Origin of the sequence: Pseudonocardia sp. Ae717_Ps2 (assembly GCF_001932475.1) — a bacterium.
Lineage (GTDB): Bacteria > Actinomycetota > Actinomycetes > Mycobacteriales > Pseudonocardiaceae > Pseudonocardia.
The window spans coordinates 22000-39850 of sequence record NZ_MCIS01000007.1 but is presented as its reverse complement, the minus strand read 5'-3'; the positions used below and the strand labels follow the sequence as shown (position 1 = coordinate 39850).

Below are 17851 nucleotides of genomic sequence, written 5' to 3'. Positions count from 1 at the left end.
CACGGGGCTCAGCGAGCCGGTGCGGGCAGCAGGCGGGCCGCAGTGCGTGCAGCCCCGAAGGCGGTCTCCTGGGCATGTGGGGAGACCGTGAGTGCGGGCAGGATCAGTGCCCGGGCCCTGCGGACGCTGTTCATCCCGGCCCACCCGCCGGTGAGGGTGGTCGAGCGGGCCGGGGGGAGCTCGGCATCGAGGGCGGCGATGAGTCGTTCGATCTCGTCGTTGCTGTGACGCAGGACCGCGCTGAACAGCTCGGCGGGGTCGACGCCGTCGGTCTGGACGGTGAGGGCGAGTGCTCCGTCGTCGTTGCGGGCCCCGGAGACGGTCAGCCCACCCGCAGGCAACGTGCCCTCGGGGGGCCGCTCGCAGACCGAGGCGTCGAGCCGGTCCCTTCCGTCCCGGTCGGTGATCCCGCAGGTCTGCAGGACCCGGCGCAACAACAGGCCGGTCTTGACCCCGGCGACGAGCACGTGCTTTCCGGGCACCACGTGACGCACCTCGTTGATCAGGTAGTCGGCCAGCCGGGTCCGCGCGGCGTAACCCAGCGGTGCATCCACGACCCGCAGCAGCACCTCGGCGGTGCCCATCGAGACGTAGTAGTGGTCGGGGGCCAGCGCGCCGCCGGCTTCGGCTGCGACCAGGTGATCGTGCCCGGCGACAGCGATCCGGGCGCCGGCGATCCCGCTTCCGAACGTGGCGGCGACCACCCCGAGGTCGATGCCGGCCGGTTCCAGAGGCGCCAGCAGGTCCCGGTCGGCCCCGATCTCGTCGAGCATCGCGTCCCAGGCTTGGCCGGTGTCCTGGTCGAGCAGGCCGGTCCGGGAGGTCAACGAGAGCTCGGCGGTCTGCCGGGCGCCCAGCAGCGTCGCGACGAACTCGGGAAGGTTCAGCCAACGGTGTCCCGCCAGTGCGACCCCTCCGTCGCGCAGGTGCGCCAGCTTGGCCACCGTCACCTGTGCACTGAGCGGCAGCCCGGTCCGCCCGGCGAACGACGTTCGGATCTCGGAGGGAAAGGCAGCGGCCTGCTCGCCGCCCCGCGGGTCGAACCACGCAAAGACCGGGGCGACCGGGACGCGGTCGGGGTCGAGCAGCACGCCGCTCTCGCCCATCCCGGAGATGGCGATCGCCTCGATCGCTCGGTCGGTGATCGCGGCCAGGCGACGGGTGGCACCAGCCACCAGGCGGTTCAGAACGTCGATCAACCCCTCGACGGGGAGATCACTGCTGCCTCCGGGGCCGGACCTCCAGGGCGTCGGGATCTCTTCCAGGACGATCTCGTTCCCGTCCTCGTCGAGGACGAGCAGTTTGATCGCCGTGCTGCCCAGATCGATCCCCGCCACCAGCCGGTCACTCATCGCCCGGATCCCTCCCCGCATCACCACTGATGACGCCGGTGTCATGGAGCTGCATGACACCGGTGACTTACTGGGCTATCGTTGAGTCCATGACATCGCGTTGTCAAGCAGAGCGGCTCGCGATAGCAGTCTCCGGTGAGGCTGGAAGTGGCAAGAGCACCCTGGCCAGACACGTGGCCGAGGAGCTCGCTCTGCCGATGCTCGACCTCGACACTCTGACCGTGCCCCTGCTCGACCAGCTACGGGAAACGGTCTTCGAGAATCACTGGCTGGCCCCGCCCCACGACGGCGTCGTCCGGACCGCGCGCTACGCGGCCCTGTACGCGACCGCGGCGGAGGTGGTCGCGACCGCCGGCGGCGCAGTGCTCGTCGCCCCGTTCACGGCCGAGCTCGCCGGAGGCTCGGCGTGGGCGGACCTGGTGAGGGCGGTGAGCCCCGTCGAGCTGGAGATGATCTATCTTCGAGGTGACCCTGAGCTGTTCGCCCGGCGCCGAGCACACCGCGGGCAGGCCCGCGATGCTCATCGCACCGATACCGGGCGCCCGGTCCCGCCAGCAGTGCAGCATGTCCCGATCGACGCCGAACTTACCCCTGCCCAGCAGGGGTTTCGCGTCCTGCGCGCGTTGGGCAGGCGTAACGAGATCGATCCGGGCTCGACCGTCCTCGGCCGGAACTTCGACGCGGTGCTCTGTGACCTGGACGGCGTGCTCGCCGATTCCACGGCGTCGGTGCTGCGGTGCTGGGGTCGTTTCGCCGAGGAACTGGGCATCTCTGCGGCAGCGGTGGAGAGCAACCACGGCCGCCCGGCGCGGGCTCTGGTCGAGCGGTTGCTTGCCCCGGATCGGGTCGCGGCCGCGTTGCAGCGGATCGAGGACATCGAGGTCGCCGACGCCACGGGGGTCGAGCCGGTACCCGGTGCGCGCGAGTTCGTCGCCGGTCTGCCCGCGCAGCGCCGAGCCGTCGTCACCTCGGGGACCCGTCGGATCGCCGCCGCCCGACTCTCTGCTGTGAGAATCGACGTCCCTGCGGTGTTGGTCACTGCCGACGACGTGAGGCGGGGTAAGCCGGATCCGGAACCCTATCTCTGCGCTGCCGCCAGGCTCGACGTCGATCCCGCTCGCTGTCTGGTCGTGGAGGACGCACCGGCCGGGGTGGCTGCTGCCCGGGCCGCCGGCTGCAGCGTCATCGGTGTCCTCGGCACGGTGGAACCCGACGCGCTGGCCGCGGCGGACCTGATCGTGGACGGCCTAGACCGGATCCAGATCACGAGCACCAGTGCCGGATTGCACCTCTCCCCAGCAGAGCCGCGGACGCAGCCATCGCGCTGAGGCGCCTCGGCGCGCCGAAGGGCCCCGGGATCAGCCCGGGCGCCGGCAGGAGTCGCGCTCGATCAGCCCTACCGGCAACACGGTTCGCCGGCGGAATCGTCGCCGTGGATGGGCCAGGCGATCGAACACCCGGCGCGCGGCGTGCTCGCCGAGCAGTGCCGGATCCTGGTCGATGACGGTGATCGCCGGGGTCACCATGTCTGCCATCGGGAAATCTCCGAACCCCACGACGGCGAACCGCTGGTCTCGTAGAGACGGGACCAGCGACATGGTGATCCGAGCGTTGGAGGAGACGATCGCCGTCGGCGGCTCGTCGAGTGCGTCGAGGCCGGCAAGGGCAGAAGCCGCACCGTCCTGGTCCACGACGCCCAACACCACATATCCCTCGGGTTCGGGTAGTCCGTGTTCGGTCAGTACCCCCCGATAGCCGATGAGCCGGTTGCGGCTGGTCGGGATGGCAGCTTCGTCCCCGAGGAACGCGATCCGGTCGTGGCCGTGCTCGATCAGGTGCTCCACGGCCGTGCGCGTGCCGCCCTCGTCGTCCTCGATGAACGAGTCGGCGCTCACCCCAGAGGGGCCCCGGTCGACGAACACGATCGGCAGCCGATGGCGCCAGCGCGTCAGGTAGGAGTTGTCGGTCGCCACCGGTGTGATCACCAGGCCGCTCAACGAGTTCCCCAGCAGGCGTTCGACGACGTCGCGTTCATGCTCGGCTTGGTCGCCCACGCTGGTCACGACCGTGGACATCCGGTTCTCCATCGCTACCCGGTTCACCGACTCGGCCACTGCCGCGAAGAACGGATCGAGCAGATCGGGCACGACCACCCCGATCACGGGGGCACGGCCGTTGCGAAAGGTCGTCGCGACCGAGTTCGGCACGTAGTCGAGCTCACGCATGGCCGCCTCGACACGGGCCCGCGTCTCGGGCAGGACGTGCACTTCGCCGTTGAACACGCGGGAGACCGTCTTCGCGCTGACCCGGGCACGGGCGGCGACGTCTCGCATGGTCGTCATGGGGGCTAGCCTGACCTTCCGACGAAAGCTACAGGGCGTGCATGGCGCCCGGTTGACCCAGCATGGCTCACCGTGCGGTGTAGCCCCCGTCCACGGGCAGGCAGACACCACTGATCATGGAGGCGCCGTCGCCGAGCAGGAACACGATCGGCCCGGCGATGTCATCAACGGTGGCCCAGCGACCCAACGGCATGTCGGCCAGATACGGACCGCCTATTTCCGGGCGCCCCCAGTACGACGCCGACATCTCGGTCATCACCACGGTCGGATGAACACTGTTGACCCGGATCCCGTGGGGGCCGAGCTCGAGTGCCGCGATCCGGGTGATCGCGTCGAGAGCCGACTTGGAGGGTGCGTAGGTGACGTGACCGTGCAGAGCGACCAGCGAGGCCTGGCTGGACACATTGACCACGGCGCCCCCGCCGCGGCGGATCATCGACCCGGCAGCGTGCTTTGTCACGAGCAACGCTCCCCGGGCGTTCACGCTGACCGCCCGATCGAAGGCCGTGATGTCAGACGTGACGAGCTCGGAGATCTCCCCGCCGTAGCCGGCACAGTTGACCAGGCCGTCCAGCTCGAGATCACCCACCGCCCCGCGCACGGACTCCTCACTACCGAGATCGAACGTCAACGCTTCGGCGCCGAAGTCGGTCACTGCACAGGCCACGCTCTGGTCTGTGCGGTCCGCGGCGACGACCTCGGCCCCGGCCTCTGCCAGCAGGCGCACGGTGGCTCCACCGATGCCGCCGCCGGCCCCGGTCACCAGGATTCGACGCCCCTTCAGCATGCTCACGAGCTCCTCCAGCACGATCTCTGCGGCGAAGCACCTGGCACCGCCGAGGCCCTGCGCTGCTGCTATCGCTGCAACTGTAAGCCGCACAGCACACCGATGTCATCGGTGACACCCCGGCTGGCGTGCGCGCGAGGACAAGGGCGATCGTTCGAGCGACGCAGGTGGGGTCGCTTCCCGAAGCGGCGCGAAGAGTACACGGCGTCAGCGGCAGCTGTAGCCGCCGTCGATGGGCAGCGACACACCACTGATCATCGACGCCGCATCGCTGAGCAGGAACACGATCGGCGCGGCGATCTCGTCCTCGGTGGCCCACCGGCCCAGCGGCATGGCCTCCAGGAACGGGCCCTCGACGTCGGGCCGCCCCCAGTACCAGGCCGACATCGGCGTCATCACCACGGTCGGGTTCACGCTGTTGACGCGTACCCCGAGCTTGCCCAGTTCGAGTGCCGACACGCGCGTGATGTTGTCGAGCGCAGCCTTGGAGGACCCGTAGGACACGTGGCCGTGCAGGGCCACCAGACCGGCCTGGCTGGACACGTTGACAATCGAGCCGCCCTGGCCGAGACGTTCCATCGTGCGCGCCGCGTACTTCGTGACCAGCAGCGCCCCACGGGCATTGATGCTGATCACCTGGTCGAACACCGAGATGTCGGTCTCCTGCGGGGTGGCGATCTCACCGCCGAAACCGCCGCAGTTCACCACTCCCCACAGGTCGAGGTCGCCCAGAGCCGCACGAACGCTGTCCTCGGAGGTCAGGTCGAAGGTGAGCGTGCGTGCGCCGGTCTCAGCCGCGAGCTCGTCGAGCGCCTCCTGTGACCGGCCGCTCGCAATGACATCGGCGCCAGTCTTGGCTAGATGGCGCACTGTGGTGCCGCCGATGCCGCCGCTGGCCCCCGTGACCAGGATCGTCCGTCCGGTGAGGTCGTACACGGTGCTTCTCCTCGTCGAGATGACAGGTCCCACCGAGCAGGCACCGTGCGATCAAAAGGGCAACGGTCGATCTGCTCCGTGGCGGATGGGTGAGCTCGATCAGCGTAGCCGTGGACCGGCGAGTTGTCACCGGTGTCAGAGTCGCGGTATGTCTTCCGGTGACATACGCGGGCACGATCCCACGCCGTCCGGTGGCGGCCGCCGGGGATGCCTTGGCTGCACGACGCGTCCTCGCGCCCTCGGACAAGTCGAGGAGAAGGGGCGCCGGTCGGTGATCGCCGCACAGTCGGGCCGGGATCGACGCGAGTGTCACCGGTGACAGAACGGTCCAGGCGCGGCCTCGTGACAGCGGTGACATGAGATCCGGAATGCTCTACGGTGCTGCGATACGGCGAGGCGCCCGAGCCCGTCTGTCACCGTGGACAGTGGTGATGTCGGCGTCGCGGTCGCCTCCGTGATCGCTCCGGAGGAGAGACATGAAGGCCGGCCTGCCCGCGCGGCGACGGCTACGGCACGGTAATCGAGGCCACCGAATCTGTCGCCGTAAGGCAGATGTGCATTCCGCTGACCCGTGTCGGCGCCACCATGTTCACGTCGACGGACCCAAGGCGCGCAGAGCCGACTCTGTCGCACACAAGATCGTGATCACCCCGGGACGAGCTCCATCCGGCCCGAGGCGCAGCCGACCGACAGCCATGCGCATTGACTGACCAACAGGACAGCAGGAGGGGACACCATGGTGCGATCGACGGGTTCGGGCCAGCCGGCTTCGCTCGGCATCGACCTGGGCACCAGCTCCGTCAAGGCGATCGTCACAGGCCTGGACGGAACGGTCATCGGCCATGCAGCCGTTCCCTATCCGGTGCTGGCCCCCCGCCCGGGCTGGTCGGAGACCGACCCCGAGGCGTGGCTGTCGGCTACAGCGGCGGCGGTCCGCACGGCGGTCGCGGAAGTGGGTGCCCGGCCGGTGGCGATCGGACTCTCGGGGCAGATGCACGGACTCGTGCTTGCCAAGGCCGACGGACGACCGATCCGTCACGCGATGCTCTGGTCCGATGCGCGCGCTGTGCGGGAACTGGCCACCTACCGGAACCTGCCCGAGCGTGTCCGAGCGCAGTTGGCGAACCCGCTCAGTCCCGGAATGCCCGGCCCGATGTTGGCCTGGCTCAACACCCACGAACCCGATGCGCTCTCCGCGACCCGCTGGGCGCTGCAGCCCAAAGACTGGCTGCGCGCCCAGCTCACCGGCCGGTTCGCCACCGAACCCAGCGATGCCTCGGCCACTTTGCTCTACAACATCCCGGCAGACGACTGGTCGACAGAGATCGTGGAAGCATTGGGACTGGATCCTGCCAGGTTGCCCCCGGTGCTCCCCGACTCGGCACATCCCGCCGGCGAATTGACCTCGGACGCTGCCCACCTACTGGAACTGCCACCCGGGCTCCCGGTCGTCGCAGGAGCCGCCGACACCGCCGCCGCCGCGCTCGGCTCCGGACTCGCGCACTCGAGTGCCGTTCAGCTGACCATCGGGACGGGCGTGCAGGTCGTTCGGTCCGTTCCGGCCCTGCCGGAGCACCTGCCCGTCACACCGAACACGCACCTGTTCCGAGCGGCGACGCCGAAGGGCTGGTACGCGATGGGCGCCGGTCTCAACGGCGGCTCCACCCTTGCCTGGGTCTGCCGCACGCTCAACGCGTCATGGCAGGAGCTCTACGACGTAGCGGCACGACCACCTCGGGAACACGACCCGTACTTTCTGCCCCACCTGCACGGCGAGCGCACGCCTCATCTCGACCCAGATATGCGCGGAGCCTGGATCGGTCTCGCTCCCCAGCACGACCGGGAACACCTCCTGCGCGCAGCCCTCGAAGGGGTCGGCTTCGCCGCACGCGACATCCTCGACGCCATCCTGGCCACGGGCCCTCCGCTGTCAGAGCTGTGGTTGGCCGGAGGCGGTACAACCGATCCAAGGTGGCGCCAGATGCTGGCTGACGCGGTCGCCCGCCCGCTCCATCCCGTCGATGTCGCAGCGGCCTCCGGGCTGGGCGCGGCGATACTGGCGGCGCAAGCGGCCGAGACCGCCCACGGAGCGGCAGGTCGGGAGCGGCACTCAGCACCGGTGGCTCCAGCCGTCGAGCCGGAATCAACGAACTCCGAAATCTACAGCGTCCGCTACACGAGGTATCGAGATCAGGCCCGCGCGCTGCCCCGCGCCAGCGCGATCATGCCCGGAGCGCAGACCGGAGACTGACCGACCGACGCATCTGCCTGCAGCCATCTCCTCCTCCGACTGGGCGAGCAGCAAGGAAACGAGCACTCACGATCGAGCGGCAGCATCGAGCCTCCGGAGGCCTTCAGCACCCTGCTTGGCAACTTGATCTACCGATGCCTCGACCGGAATCAACATGGCCACAGCAGGGATCATGATGAGCTTGGCCCGGAGACGCTGAGGGCTTGTCAAGCCTCGGCTTTGCCCTGCCTCATTGTCACCGGCCCGATCCGAACTCACCGCGGCTTGGTCATCCCAGAGGCCCCCCGAAACGTCAGCTGTCCGGACGACGAGTCCCGCTCACCGGTGGCTCGACCCGGTGGCTCGACACGATTCGTATCGTCCGCTCATGGCAGTCCACCTGACACGGATTTGCACGAAGACCGGTGATTCTGGTACGACGGCTTTGGGCGACTTCAGCCGGGTAGGCAAGACCGACCCACGGCTGGCCGCCTACGCGGACACCGACGAGGCCAACTCCGCGGTGGGTGTCGCGGTCACCCTCGGCGGGCTCGCCGAGGACGTGGCCACCCCGCTACGTCAGATCCAGAACGATCTCTTCGACGTCGGCGCCGACCTGTGCACCCCGGTCGTCCCCGAGCCGGAGTACCCGCCCCTGCGTGTCACGGAATCCTATGTGATGCGCCTGGAGGGCTGGTGCGACGGGTTCAACCCGCGGTTACCCAAGCTGGGCTCCTTCGTCCTGCCCGGCGGGACGGCCGGAGCAGCGTACCTGCACGTCGCGCGGACCGTTACCCGTCGCGCGGAGCGATCGGTGTGGGCGCTGCTGGACCTCGATCCCGAACACACCAACCCGCTCACCGCCCAGTACCTCAACCGGCTCTCGGACCTGCTGTTCATCCTCGGGCGCCTGGCAAACCCGGACGGCGACGTGCTGTGGCGGCCCGGGGGAGTGGAGCCGGACGCCATCGTCTGACCCGCTCAGGCCGAGCGGCCCAGTGCTCCCCGCCGGGTGCCCTCCCCGAGGGCCAGTCCGTCCCGCATCGACCCGATGCGAGACGACGCACAGCGCGCCGGGACCACGCCAGCATTGAGCTCTTTCCACTTGGCCTCAACCGGCGTGGACGAGCACCAAGACGGCTTTGACCAGGTCGGTCGCTCGGCGGCGGGCGTGCAGCAGATCTTGCGGAGCACGCGCCAGGCTTTGAGCTGGGCGTTGGCTCGCGCGCCGGACCACGCTGACGGGCGTGCGCGGAGTTGACCGCCTTCTGGTTGCCGGAGAGCTTGCGCCGTTCGCCGGTCTCGGGATCCTTCGGGCGCCGACGTCGCGGGACCTCGCACCCCGATCCGCGGTAGCCGTTGTCCGCAACGACCTTCACGTTCGCCTCTCGGAGGGCATCGATGCAGAGATGCTGCGACTCGAACATGGCGTTCCTGTCCCTGAAGTGCGTGTGGCGCGATCGGGCGGGAGGGGTGTGGAGGAAGGACCCCGGGGATCTCGCACTGGCCACGCTGCCCCGGCCCGCCGACATTGACGGGCTGGCGCAGCCGCGCGTGATCCCGGTGATCAGGCCTTCTGGGGAGTGAACACGCCGCGGAAGCGCATCTTGCCCGTGGAGAGCCGGCCGAAGGCCTCCTTGGCCTGGTCGAGAGTGAAGGTCTCGGCGATCGGCTTGACCCTGCCCTTGCCGGCAAGGTCCAAGACCTCGCTCAGGTAGTGCTGGCCGCCGTGAGTGGACCCGATGACCTGCTGGCGCATCATGTGGAACGGCACGCCCTCCGACGAGATCTCGAACGGCTGGGTGAAGTCCAGCCCGCTCAGGACCACCCGCCCGCTCGGCCGCAGACCAACCATCGCCTCTTCTGCGGCGTCGAAGGCGTTGGTGGTGACCAGCAGAACGTCGGCACCGCCCAGGTCGGCAAGCTCCTGGCCGTTGGAGACCACATGATCGGCCCCCAGCTCCTTGGTCAGGTCGTGCTTGTCGGGCGAATGCGTGATCGCGACGGTCTCGAAGCCTGACGCCTTGGCCAGCTGAATAGCAACGTGTCCCAGTCCGCCGATGCCGATGACGGCGATCCGCTCGCCCGGCTGCAGGTTCGCGTCGCGGATGCCGCTCCACGTGGTGTAACCGGCGCACATCATCGGGGCGGCGTCGACGTAGTCGAGCCCATCGGGCAGCAGCACCGTGCCCTCGGCTGCGATCGCGATGTACTCCGCGTGACCGCCCTGTGCCGCGAAGCCTGTGGTGCGCGCGGTGGGACAGTTCATCGCAGTCTGGCCGGTCAGTGGCAGGTACTGGCGGCAGTAGTCGCAGCGGCCGCACGCCTGCTGCACCCAGGTGGTGCCGACCCGGTCGCCGATCTCGCGGCCGTGCACGCCGGCACCCACCTCGACGATCTCACCGACGACCTCGTGGCCCGGGGTCTGGGGGTAGATGTCCCCGCCAGCGCCCTGGGTGGCCCACACGTCGGTGTAGCACATCCCCGATGCGTGGACTTTGACCAGCACCTGCCCCGGCTCGGCCGCGGGTGTTGGGACCTCCTGGACCTCCCAGGGCTTGTTCGCTCCCGTCATCACGATCGCCTTCATGGCGCACCTCCTGTCTCGGGTTCGGCGTGCCGGACCCTCGTATGTAACTATCTGGTTCGTTTCACGCTAGTTGACGACACTCCGTCCGTCAACAACTGGATAGTTACCTTCTCCGATAGACTCGTGGTATGCCACCCGACGCGAGCGCCACAAAAGCCCGCATCCTCGACGCGGGCGTGCTCGAATTCGCCCAGCACGGCCTCGCCGGCGCGCGGGTCGACCGGATCGCCGACTCGGCGTCGGCGAACAAGCGCTCCATCTACTCCCACTTCGGCAACAAGGAGGAACTCTTCGACATCGTCGTCGCCTACGCCCTTCGAGAGCTGGTCGCCGCCGTCCCTTTCACCGCCGACGACCTCGGCGACTACGCAGGACGCATGTTCGACTACCTCCTCGACCATCCGCAGACGCTGCGTCTGACGGTCTGGGCGCAGCTCGAGCGATCCGAGGTCGGGAGCGAAGAGATCGAGGAGTACCGCCCCAAGGTCGCCGCGGTCGCCGCGGCGCAGGAGGTCGGGGTGATCGGCAACATCTGCGACGCCGCCGACGTGCTGGCGTTTACCGTCTCGATCGCGACGTCGTGGGCGAACGCTTCTCCGGCCCTCCGGGGCCTTGCGGCTGAACCCGACGGCTCAGCTGCACGGATCGCCAGCCACCGGTCCGCGCTCGTCGCCGCAGTGCGCGCCATCGCGGGATGAGCTGTACAGCCCTTCCACCTGGTCAGGCGGGGGCACGGCGTGTTGCGGCGTGGCGTGACCTGAATGAGTGAAGCTCGTGGTAGACGGGCGATTGACTAGACCGACACGCCTGACCAGGTGATTCGGTTGCACGCCCCCATCACCCTCGCCGACGGGCTCCGCAGCCGCCGGGCCAAGGTCGGAACCGCTGGCGGCGGCTGTCCGCCGGTGATCGAGCAGGCGATGCTAGTGCTCGCCCACCTGCGCAAAGCCGAGACCTACGCCGAGCTCGCCGCCGGGTGCGACATCGGCACGACCACGGTGTGTTCCGCTACGTCACCGAAGCCACCGAGCTGCTCGCCGCCCTTGCCCCGACCCTGCAGAAAGTTATGGCCCGATCTCCTCGCCGCGAAGGCACCCACCCTGGAACAGGCGATCGAGGTCGCTCGCCAGAGGGCGTTCGTGATCCTCGACGGAACCCTGCTGCTCATCGACTGGGTCGGTATGGCCTGCGCCCCGCAGCCGCCGATACCGCCTACCAAGGCACCGGATTCACCGCCACGGTCCCGCAGCGCCGCCGCCGCAAGGACCCCGACACCGGCCGCTATCGATGCCTGTCGCGGAACCGGGAGGACGTGAACGCAGCCCACGCCCGCCACCGCGACCCGGGCGAGCGAGTCAACGCCGAGCTGAAGAACTGGAGGATCCTGCGCAAGATCCGAACCAGCCCCAACACCGCGGGGCAGCTCATCGCCGCAGTTCAGACCCTCATGATCGCCAGCGCATGATCAGGTTGGCAAAGGCTCATTGCCGAGTCCGCCCGAGGGGATGTTGCCCGTGCCGTGCCTGCACCTCACCCGCTCATCCCTCACGCCGCGGCGAATCCCCTGGCCCGCATTCGGCTCACAGGGAACGATGGGTGCCAGCGTCGCAGATCGTCGGGCGCTCACCCGCAGACGCGCGCGCCCTGCGTCGACTATCCTTGTCGTGTGGTGTCAGAGTCAATTCGCCGAAGCGGTCGGGACAAGGTCTACGACTCACTTCGCCAGCAGATCATCTCGTTGAAACTGAAACCAGGCGAAGCGATCTCGGAGAAGGAGATCGCCGCAAGTCTGGGTGTTAGCAGGACGCCGGTCCGGGAGGGTCTGATCCTGCTTGTCGACGAGGGCTTGGCATCGATCTATCCCAAGATCGGGTCGTTCGTTTCTCGAATCGATCCGCGCAAAGTTGGTGACGCGCAGTTCGTGAGAGAGGCCGTGGAACTGGCGTCCCTGCAGGAGATTCCTGATACCCTCGATGTTGAGCTCGTGCAACTCCTGCAGTGGAACCTGGAGCAACAGCACGGCACAGATAGTCCTGACGAATCCTTCCGGCTCGACGAGGATTTCCATCAGGGCCTGCTCGCCCTGGCGGGGCGCGGCGCGGTGTGGCCGACAGTGGCCGCGGCCAAGGGGCACCTCGACCGGGCGAGACGGCTTGGGCTTCCGGAAGCGAAACCGATCGCCAGCATCGCCCGTGAGCACCAGGAGATCTTCGACGCGGTCGTCGCTCATGATCTGGGGGAGGCGCGAGACCGTCTCCGGGCACATCTGAGGGGGATCTATGATCAGATCGACCGGCTCCGCGAGACCTTCCCCGACTTCTTCACCAACGGCGTGAATGCCACCCCTACGCGACGCGTTGTTGCGGTGTGGGACTGACACGGGATCGTCGACAGATCGAGGCGCACGTACGCACACGCCCAGGGCTCGGCGGCGCTGCCGGCCTGCCCGCCGAGCCCCAGGTGCCCCATCAGGTCATGCGGACGCCGCCCGGGACGACTCGTCGCTGCGAGTTCCCAGCATGGCACGAACTCCCGCTTCGACGCCGCGCAGCTCCGACAGTCCCTTGAGGCGACCGATGAGCGGGTAGCCGGGCCGGGTCACCCGTCCCTTGTCGTCAAGAATCTGGTGGCCGTGGTCCGGGCGTACGAAGATTTCCGACCCGCCTCGGGACTCTCGCTGGTACTCCTCAGCGACGAGCTCCCTCACGACCCCGACGATGTCGGTGCCACCACTAATATGATCGGCCTCGTAGAAATCATAGGGGCCGGATCCCTCCCAGCGGCTAGTTGATCTGAGGTGCGCGAAGTGGACGCGATCCGCGAATTCGCGCGCCATCGCCACCACATCGTTGTCGAGTCGTTCACCGATCGATCCTGCACAGAACGTGAGACCGTTGGCCGGGCTCGGTACCTCGGCGAGCAGCCAGGCGATGTCATCGCGGGACGAGACGATGCGCGGCAGCCCGAGCAGGGGCCACGGCGGATCGTCTGCATGCATACCCAGTCGAATATCGACCTGCTCCGCCACGGGCACTACGCGGTGAAGGAAGTAGCTGAGATTCTGCCGATAGATCGAGTCGTCGATACCCTTGTACGTTTCAATTGTATCGCGTAGAGATTCGAGTGAGTAGGTCTCTTCGGAGCCCGGGAGTCCCCCGAGGATCGTGCGCTCCAACTCGGCGACTCTGCCCTCATCAGCGTTGGCGAAGAACTCGCGCGCGCTGGCAACGTCGTCCGCCGCGTAGTCCTTCTCGGCGTCCGGACGTTGAAGGATGAAGATGTCGAACGCAACGAACTCTGCATGCGTGTAACGAAGTGCCCAACTGCCATCCGTCAGCTCGAAGCCGAGGTCGGTCCGTACCCAGTCCAGGATCGGCAGGAAATTGTAGCAGACCACCTGTAGGTGACACTCGGCGAGATTCCTGAGTGTCTGCGTGTAGGCGTCGATGTATTTGTCTCGGAGAGGTCCTCCGCGTTTGATCTCTTCGTGGATCGGCACGCTCTCGACGACACTCCAGGTCAGACCGGCGGCCTCGATCTCCGACCGACGAGCCGCGATCTCTTCGACCGGCCACACCTCGCCGTTCGGGAGATGGTGGAGGGCTGAGACAATATCGGTCGCTCCGGTCTGACGAATTTCGGCGAGTGTCACGGGGTCGCTCGGACCGAACCAACGCCAGCTGTGTTTCACGTGCTGCCACTCCTTGTCGTATTTGGAACAGATCGGTTCCGGGTTGTTGCCCCCGAGGTGTATTCGCGTCGCGGTATTGTCATCCGCTGATGAGCGAGATTAGGCCGACCGCGACGATTGCCGCAGCCGAGATCACGAGATAGCCCGTGGACACCGGCCCGTCCACGATGCGACGATCGGTCACTCGGAATCGGAGGTAGAGCGCGGCGATCCCGACGGCGAGCAGGTAGAGCGCGTTGAGGATCCCGCCGATGATGACCAGCGCGAGCGGTGAGCTCACGATCACCCCGAGCGCCATCCAGGTGACCGGAAGAGCGATGAGCAGAGTGCGGATCCAGCGGTCACGCGCGACGGGGTCGTACCAGTCGAGCAGCCCGAGAACCGCGGCCGCGTTGGTGATCTGCCGGCTCGTGGCCGGCATGTTGGCGAGGATGGTCTTGAACAGGGTCACCGCCGCGAACACCAGGAACAGTGTTCCCGCCCACGCCCCGACCGTGTCGGAGAAGATGCGGGAGATCGTCGTGAGAACGTCGGTGCCGCTCGGGACCAGGCCCTGCGGGTTGAGGACGGCCGCCCCGAGGACGTAGAACGCCGCCGTCGCCAGCGTGTACATCACCCACGAGACCCACGCATCCTTTTTCATGACCGAGACCCAGCCACGCGCGCGCTCGGCCCACTCGTCGGAGCCGTCATTCGGCCCAGTCCAGCTGGCGTACCCCTTCTCGACGCACCAGTAGCTGTAGGCCGTGACTTCTCCCGCTCCGACTCCGGTCAAGCCGAACATCGCCAGCGCGACCCCCATCGCCCCAGCGGCAATCTGGAACTGCATGCCCCCAGCCATGTCCGCGCCGCTCCAGGCAAACGGGGTAGCCTGGAGCGCGAAAACCAGGGCGATCGCAGACACCGTGACGAGCCCGACGAGGGCTGTTGAGAAGCGCTCGACGATGTCGTACCTGTTCGCGATGTGGATGACGATGGCGACGATAACCATGACGGCCGCCCAGAATCCGATCGACACCATCGACGTCGGATCACCGTCGATGGGCATCAGAATCGACAGCGCCAGTCCGGCCGCACTGATGACTCCAGCCTGGCTGGTGATGACCTGCAAGAACATCAGCACCGAGAGGTACGAAATCCAACCCCTACCGAAGATGCGCGGCGGTACCTGGTCGTAGCCGTCGATGGCCGGCCGGCCGGTCGAGATGGACCAGCGAGCGATCTCGATCTGAACGGCGACCTTGACAAAAGTGGAGACGATCACCAGCCACAGTAGGATAAAGCCGACCTGGGCGCCGAGCGTGGTGGCAGTGATCAGTTCACCGGAACCGACGACGGCGGCGCTGGTGACCATCCCCGGCCCGAGAAAGCGCAGGCTGGGACGCCAGCCACGCGGTGGGGTTCGGACATTGGCCGGATTGAGAACATACGGGTTCTCGGGCCCGAACAGCGATGACCGGTCGGAACCGGAGACAGCTTCGGTCGAGTCTGACGAAGAGGCCACGTTGGCTCCTCTGAGTGGTTGGCGAGCAGTGACAGATGATGCCTCGAACGTCCAGCGCGCCGGGCGCCGGTGTTGACTCGAGTCGTTCCGGTCATCGTGGCGACTGCGATTGCGGACAGGCGCCTGATCTTCGGCAGTGCGGTCCCTCGAGCGGATCGGATGCCTGCCGAGTCTGCGCCGAGAGCAGCGTGACGCGGTCTACCGGGAATCCCGCACAGCGCGAGCTTAGAAGAGCCCCAGCCCATGCACCGCTGTCGCGGCAGGAGGCCTCGAACTCTAGCGATGGCGTGCACGACAAGCCTGGTGCCGGCCTCGACCGGAAACGACAAGCACGCCCACACGTGCTGGCAGAGCCGACGCCGAAGGCGATGGCGGGAAGGACGTCCTCGGCCACACCTCCTCAGTGATATACATACGTGACGTGCAGTGCTAGTATGCATGCTGTCGAGCGTGGAATCAATGACGGCCGGCCTGCTGATGCGCTCGGCGAGGCCGACCTGGGCCGAGCTCGGGAGCTTCCTCGGAGTGGGAGGTCGGTGCTCAGGGTCTGGGCACACTCCGGCGCGGGACCGCCGCCGGGAGACTACGAATGCCGGCCGACGATGGACACCTGGCAACACTGGGATGCAGACGTCGTCGGCCGGGGAACGGACGCCAATGCTGACGGCCAGTACAACCGCACGTGCCGTGGTGACGACCGCGCCGCGCGTGATCGCGCTCCAGGAGCGGCAGGTACCCGAGCCCGCGGCGGGCGAGGTCCTCGTCCGTACGGTGGCTACCGGAATCTGTGGATCGGATGTGCACCTGTTCCACGGTGACCATCCGTACTCGAACTACCCACTCGTTCAAGGGCACGAGACTGTCGGCCGGATCGAGCAGGTCGGGCCCGGGGAAGCCGAGGGGCTTGTCGGGTCACTCGTGGCGGTCGAACCGACGGCGGAGTGCCGACGTTGCGGTGAGTGCCTCCGCGGGGCCTACAACCGGTGCGAGAACCTCCAGGTACTCGGCGTGCAGAAGGCGGGATCGCTGGCGGGATACGTCGTGGCCCGAACGTGCAAAGTGCACCCGGTCCCGCACACCGAGAGCCCAGCCGCCTGGGCACTGGCCGAGCCGGTCGCGGTCGCAGCGCACGCGGTGGAACGATCGGGAACCGTCGCCGGTGACACCGTCGTCGTCCTCGGTGCCGGCGTCATCGGGCTGGCGATCGCACTATGCTTGCAACGTCGCCACCCACAGTCGGTGATCCTGGTCGAGCCCTCGGTCGAACGACGAGCACGTGTCGACCGTCTCGGGCTCGGCATGGCGGTCGCCCCCGAGGACCGCGACGCCGCGCTCGCCGGTGCAGCACCGTCTGGAGCAGACGTTGTCTTCGAGGCGACCGGTATCCCGTCGGTACTGAGCGGTGCTCATGGTCTTGCCCGATTCGGTGGCCGGATCGTGGTGGTCGGGCAGGGCGCCGGCGACTTCACCGTCCCGGTCATCGAGATGACGCGCAAAGAACTGACACTGACCGGCAGCAGGAACAGCGCCGGTACCTTCCCCCTGGCGATCGAGACGCTGGCCGCGCGCCCGGACGTCCTCGCAGAGCTGGTCACCCACCGCTTCGCTCCCGATCAGGTCGAGGCTGCCTACGACGAGCTCGCCCGCCCGGGCAGCGGGGCGCTCAAGGTGCTCGTGGAGTTCGACGCATGAGCGGCCTCGATGGGGCGTTCGCTGTGGTGGTGGGAGGGTCTCGCGGGCTGGGCGCCGCAGTCGCAGCGGCACTGCACCAGTCCGGCGTCCGTACCGTGGCGCTCTCGCGCGCCGGGAGCCCCGAGCCGACCCCCTGGGAGCAGGTGGGCTGCGACGCGACCGACCCCGCCCAGGTCGAAGCGTTCTTCCAGGACCGCAGCGACGACCTCCGCAACCGGGCCCTGCTCGTGAACTTCGCGGGGGTCCGGAACAACGCCCCGCTGACAGATTCGGACCCGGCCGTCTGGCACGACTGTGTGCAGTCGAGCCTGTTCAGCACCTATCTGGCACTGCGAGGCTTCGCGCGCCACTCCCGGGGACCCGGCGCCGTGGTCAACATGGCATCGATCCACGCCAGGGCTGCCGCACCAGGCCGCACCGCATACGCCGCGGCCAAAGCCGCGGTCGAACAGCTCACCGCTGTGGCCGCCGTGGAGCTGGCCCCCCGGATCAGGGTCAACTGCATCGCCCCTGGATTCATCGCCACACAAGCCTCGACCGACATGATCGCGCGGGGTGCACTCGACGGAGCGTCGCTGGAACGGCGCACCCCGCTCGGCCGACTCGGCGAGGTCGACGACATCACCCGAGCCGCCCTGTTCCTGCTCTCCGAGGACAGCTCGTTCATCACCGGGGAGACCCTCCGGGTGGACGGCGGCTGGCTGCGGCACGCGGAGGTCTAGACCCT

The 17851-nt window shown here is 67.8% G+C and carries 15 protein-coding genes; 8 read left to right on the top strand and 7 right to left on the bottom strand.

Features of this window, described 5'->3' with window-relative positions; genetic code table 11:
- Window positions 1-8 precede the first annotated feature (8 nt).
- Complete coding sequence (locus tag Ae717Ps2_RS30920) at window positions 9-1352, bottom strand: L-fuculokinase (protein WP_075334556.1); 1344 nt, start codon at window positions 1350-1352, stop codon at window positions 9-11.
- 29 nt (window positions 1353-1381) lie between these two features.
- Between Ae717Ps2_RS30920 and Ae717Ps2_RS30910 the strand changes: the two genes are divergently transcribed.
- Window positions 1382-2680 (top strand): HAD-IA family hydrolase, encoded by a 1299-nt coding sequence (locus Ae717Ps2_RS30910; RefSeq protein ID WP_369804890.1) that lies wholly within the window; start codon window positions 1382-1384, stop codon window positions 2678-2680.
- 30 nt (window positions 2681-2710) lie between these two features.
- On the opposite strand, the gene Ae717Ps2_RS30905 is transcribed toward Ae717Ps2_RS30910, so the two are convergent.
- The 3 genes from Ae717Ps2_RS30905 to Ae717Ps2_RS30895 form a co-directional block, all read right to left on the bottom strand.
- Window positions 2711-3694 (bottom strand): LacI family DNA-binding transcriptional regulator, encoded by a 984-nt coding sequence (locus tag Ae717Ps2_RS30905; RefSeq protein ID WP_075334555.1) that lies wholly within the window; start codon window positions 3692-3694, stop codon window positions 2711-2713.
- Window positions 3695-3761: 67 nt separating this feature from the next.
- Window positions 3762-4481 (bottom strand): SDR family oxidoreductase, encoded by a 720-nt coding sequence (locus Ae717Ps2_RS30900; RefSeq protein ID WP_075334639.1) that lies wholly within the window; start codon window positions 4479-4481, stop codon window positions 3762-3764.
- 207 nt (window positions 4482-4688) lie between these two features.
- Window positions 4689-5417 carry an SDR family oxidoreductase gene (locus Ae717Ps2_RS30895; RefSeq protein WP_075334554.1) on the bottom strand — a complete coding sequence of 243 codons (729 nt, stop codon included), beginning with the start codon at window positions 5415-5417 and terminating at the stop codon, window positions 4689-4691.
- A 736-nt stretch (window positions 5418-6153) separates the two neighbouring features.
- Here Ae717Ps2_RS30895 and Ae717Ps2_RS30890 point away from each other — a divergent pair.
- Both Ae717Ps2_RS30890 and Ae717Ps2_RS30885 read left to right on the top strand, forming a co-directional pair.
- Window positions 6154-7668, top strand: a complete 1515-nt coding sequence (locus Ae717Ps2_RS30890) for a xylulokinase (RefSeq protein WP_075334553.1) — start codon at window positions 6154-6156, stop codon at window positions 7666-7668.
- A gap of 367 nt (window positions 7669-8035) precedes the next feature.
- A complete protein-coding gene (locus Ae717Ps2_RS30885) occupies window positions 8036-8623 on the top strand; it encodes a cob(I)yrinic acid a,c-diamide adenosyltransferase (protein WP_075334552.1) in 588 nt (195 codons plus the stop codon).
- Window positions 8624-9214: 591 nt separating this feature from the next.
- On the opposite strand, the gene Ae717Ps2_RS30870 is transcribed toward Ae717Ps2_RS30885, so the two are convergent.
- Window positions 9215-10237, bottom strand: coding sequence for an alcohol dehydrogenase catalytic domain-containing protein (locus tag Ae717Ps2_RS30870; protein WP_075334549.1), 1023 nt, complete (start codon window positions 10235-10237; stop codon window positions 9215-9217).
- Window positions 10238-10365: 128 nt separating this feature from the next.
- Here Ae717Ps2_RS30870 and Ae717Ps2_RS30865 point away from each other — a divergent pair, with 128 nt between their 5' ends.
- The 3 genes from Ae717Ps2_RS30865 (at window position 10366) to Ae717Ps2_RS30855 (ending at window position 12614) form a co-directional block, all read left to right on the top strand.
- The gene (locus Ae717Ps2_RS30865) at window positions 10366-10935 is read left to right on the top strand and encodes a TetR family transcriptional regulator (RefSeq protein ID WP_075334548.1); all 570 of its coding nucleotides are present in this window, start codon (window positions 10366-10368) and stop codon (window positions 10933-10935) included.
- A 302-nt stretch (window positions 10936-11237) separates the two neighbouring features.
- Window positions 11238-11702, top strand: a complete 465-nt coding sequence (locus Ae717Ps2_RS35650) for a transposase family protein (protein ID WP_233147850.1) — start codon at window positions 11238-11240, stop codon at window positions 11700-11702.
- Between the two features lie 201 nt (window positions 11703-11903).
- The gene (locus Ae717Ps2_RS30855; RefSeq protein ID WP_233147849.1) at window positions 11904-12614 is read left to right on the top strand and encodes a GntR family transcriptional regulator; all 711 of its coding nucleotides are present in this window, start codon (window positions 11904-11906) and stop codon (window positions 12612-12614) included.
- A gap of 96 nt (window positions 12615-12710) precedes the next feature.
- Here Ae717Ps2_RS30855 and uxuA read toward each other — a convergent pair whose 3' ends face one another.
- Together uxuA and Ae717Ps2_RS30845 are read right to left on the bottom strand one after the other, a co-directional pair.
- Window positions 12711-13928 carry a mannonate dehydratase gene (gene uxuA / locus Ae717Ps2_RS30850; protein ID WP_075334547.1) on the bottom strand — a complete coding sequence of 406 codons (1218 nt, stop codon included), beginning with the start codon at window positions 13926-13928 and terminating at the stop codon, window positions 12711-12713.
- Between the two features lie 79 nt (window positions 13929-14007).
- Window positions 14008-15432: an Nramp family divalent metal transporter gene (locus Ae717Ps2_RS30845; protein WP_075334546.1), complete on the bottom strand. Its 1425-nt coding sequence runs from the start codon at window positions 15430-15432 to the stop codon at window positions 14008-14010.
- Window positions 15433-16122: 690 nt separating this feature from the next.
- Between Ae717Ps2_RS30845 and Ae717Ps2_RS30840 the strand changes: the two genes are divergently transcribed.
- Together Ae717Ps2_RS30840 and Ae717Ps2_RS30835 are read left to right on the top strand one after the other, a co-directional pair.
- Window positions 16123-17124: a zinc-binding dehydrogenase gene (locus Ae717Ps2_RS30840; protein ID WP_158071585.1), complete on the top strand. Its 1002-nt coding sequence runs from the start codon at window positions 16123-16125 to the stop codon at window positions 17122-17124.
- Window positions 17121-17846 carry an SDR family NAD(P)-dependent oxidoreductase gene (locus tag Ae717Ps2_RS30835; RefSeq protein WP_083702658.1) on the top strand — a complete coding sequence of 242 codons (726 nt, stop codon included), beginning with the start codon at window positions 17121-17123 and terminating at the stop codon, window positions 17844-17846. The genes Ae717Ps2_RS30840 and Ae717Ps2_RS30835 overlap by 4 nt, the downstream gene beginning before the upstream one ends.
- The last annotated feature ends 5 nt before the right edge of the window (window positions 17847-17851 follow it).

Coding starts and splice junctions, on each gene's coding strand:
- Ae717Ps2_RS30835 (WP_083702658.1), top strand. CDS start 17,121: ATGAGCGGCCTCGATGGGGCGTTCGCTGTGGTGGTGGGAGGGTCTCGC.
- Ae717Ps2_RS30910 (WP_369804890.1), top strand. CDS start 1,382: ATGACGCCGGTGTCATGGAGCTGCATGACACCGGTGACTTACTGGGCT.
- Ae717Ps2_RS30885 (WP_075334552.1), top strand. CDS start 8,036: ATGGCAGTCCACCTGACACGGATTTGCACGAAGACCGGTGATTCTGGT.
- Ae717Ps2_RS30870 (WP_075334549.1), bottom strand. CDS start 10,237: ATGAAGGCGATCGTGATGACGGGAGCGAACAAGCCCTGGGAGGTCCAG.
- Ae717Ps2_RS30920 (WP_075334556.1), bottom strand. CDS start 1,352: ATGAGTGACCGGCTGGTGGCGGGGATCGATCTGGGCAGCACGGCGATC.
- Ae717Ps2_RS30865 (WP_075334548.1), top strand. CDS start 10,366: ATGCCACCCGACGCGAGCGCCACAAAAGCCCGCATCCTCGACGCGGGC.
- Ae717Ps2_RS30900 (WP_075334639.1), bottom strand. CDS start 4,481: ATGCTGAAGGGGCGTCGAATCCTGGTGACCGGGGCCGGCGGCGGCATC.
- Ae717Ps2_RS30905 (WP_075334555.1), bottom strand. CDS start 3,694: ATGACGACCATGCGAGACGTCGCCGCCCGTGCCCGGGTCAGCGCGAAG.
- Ae717Ps2_RS30890 (WP_075334553.1), top strand. CDS start 6,154: ATGGTGCGATCGACGGGTTCGGGCCAGCCGGCTTCGCTCGGCATCGAC.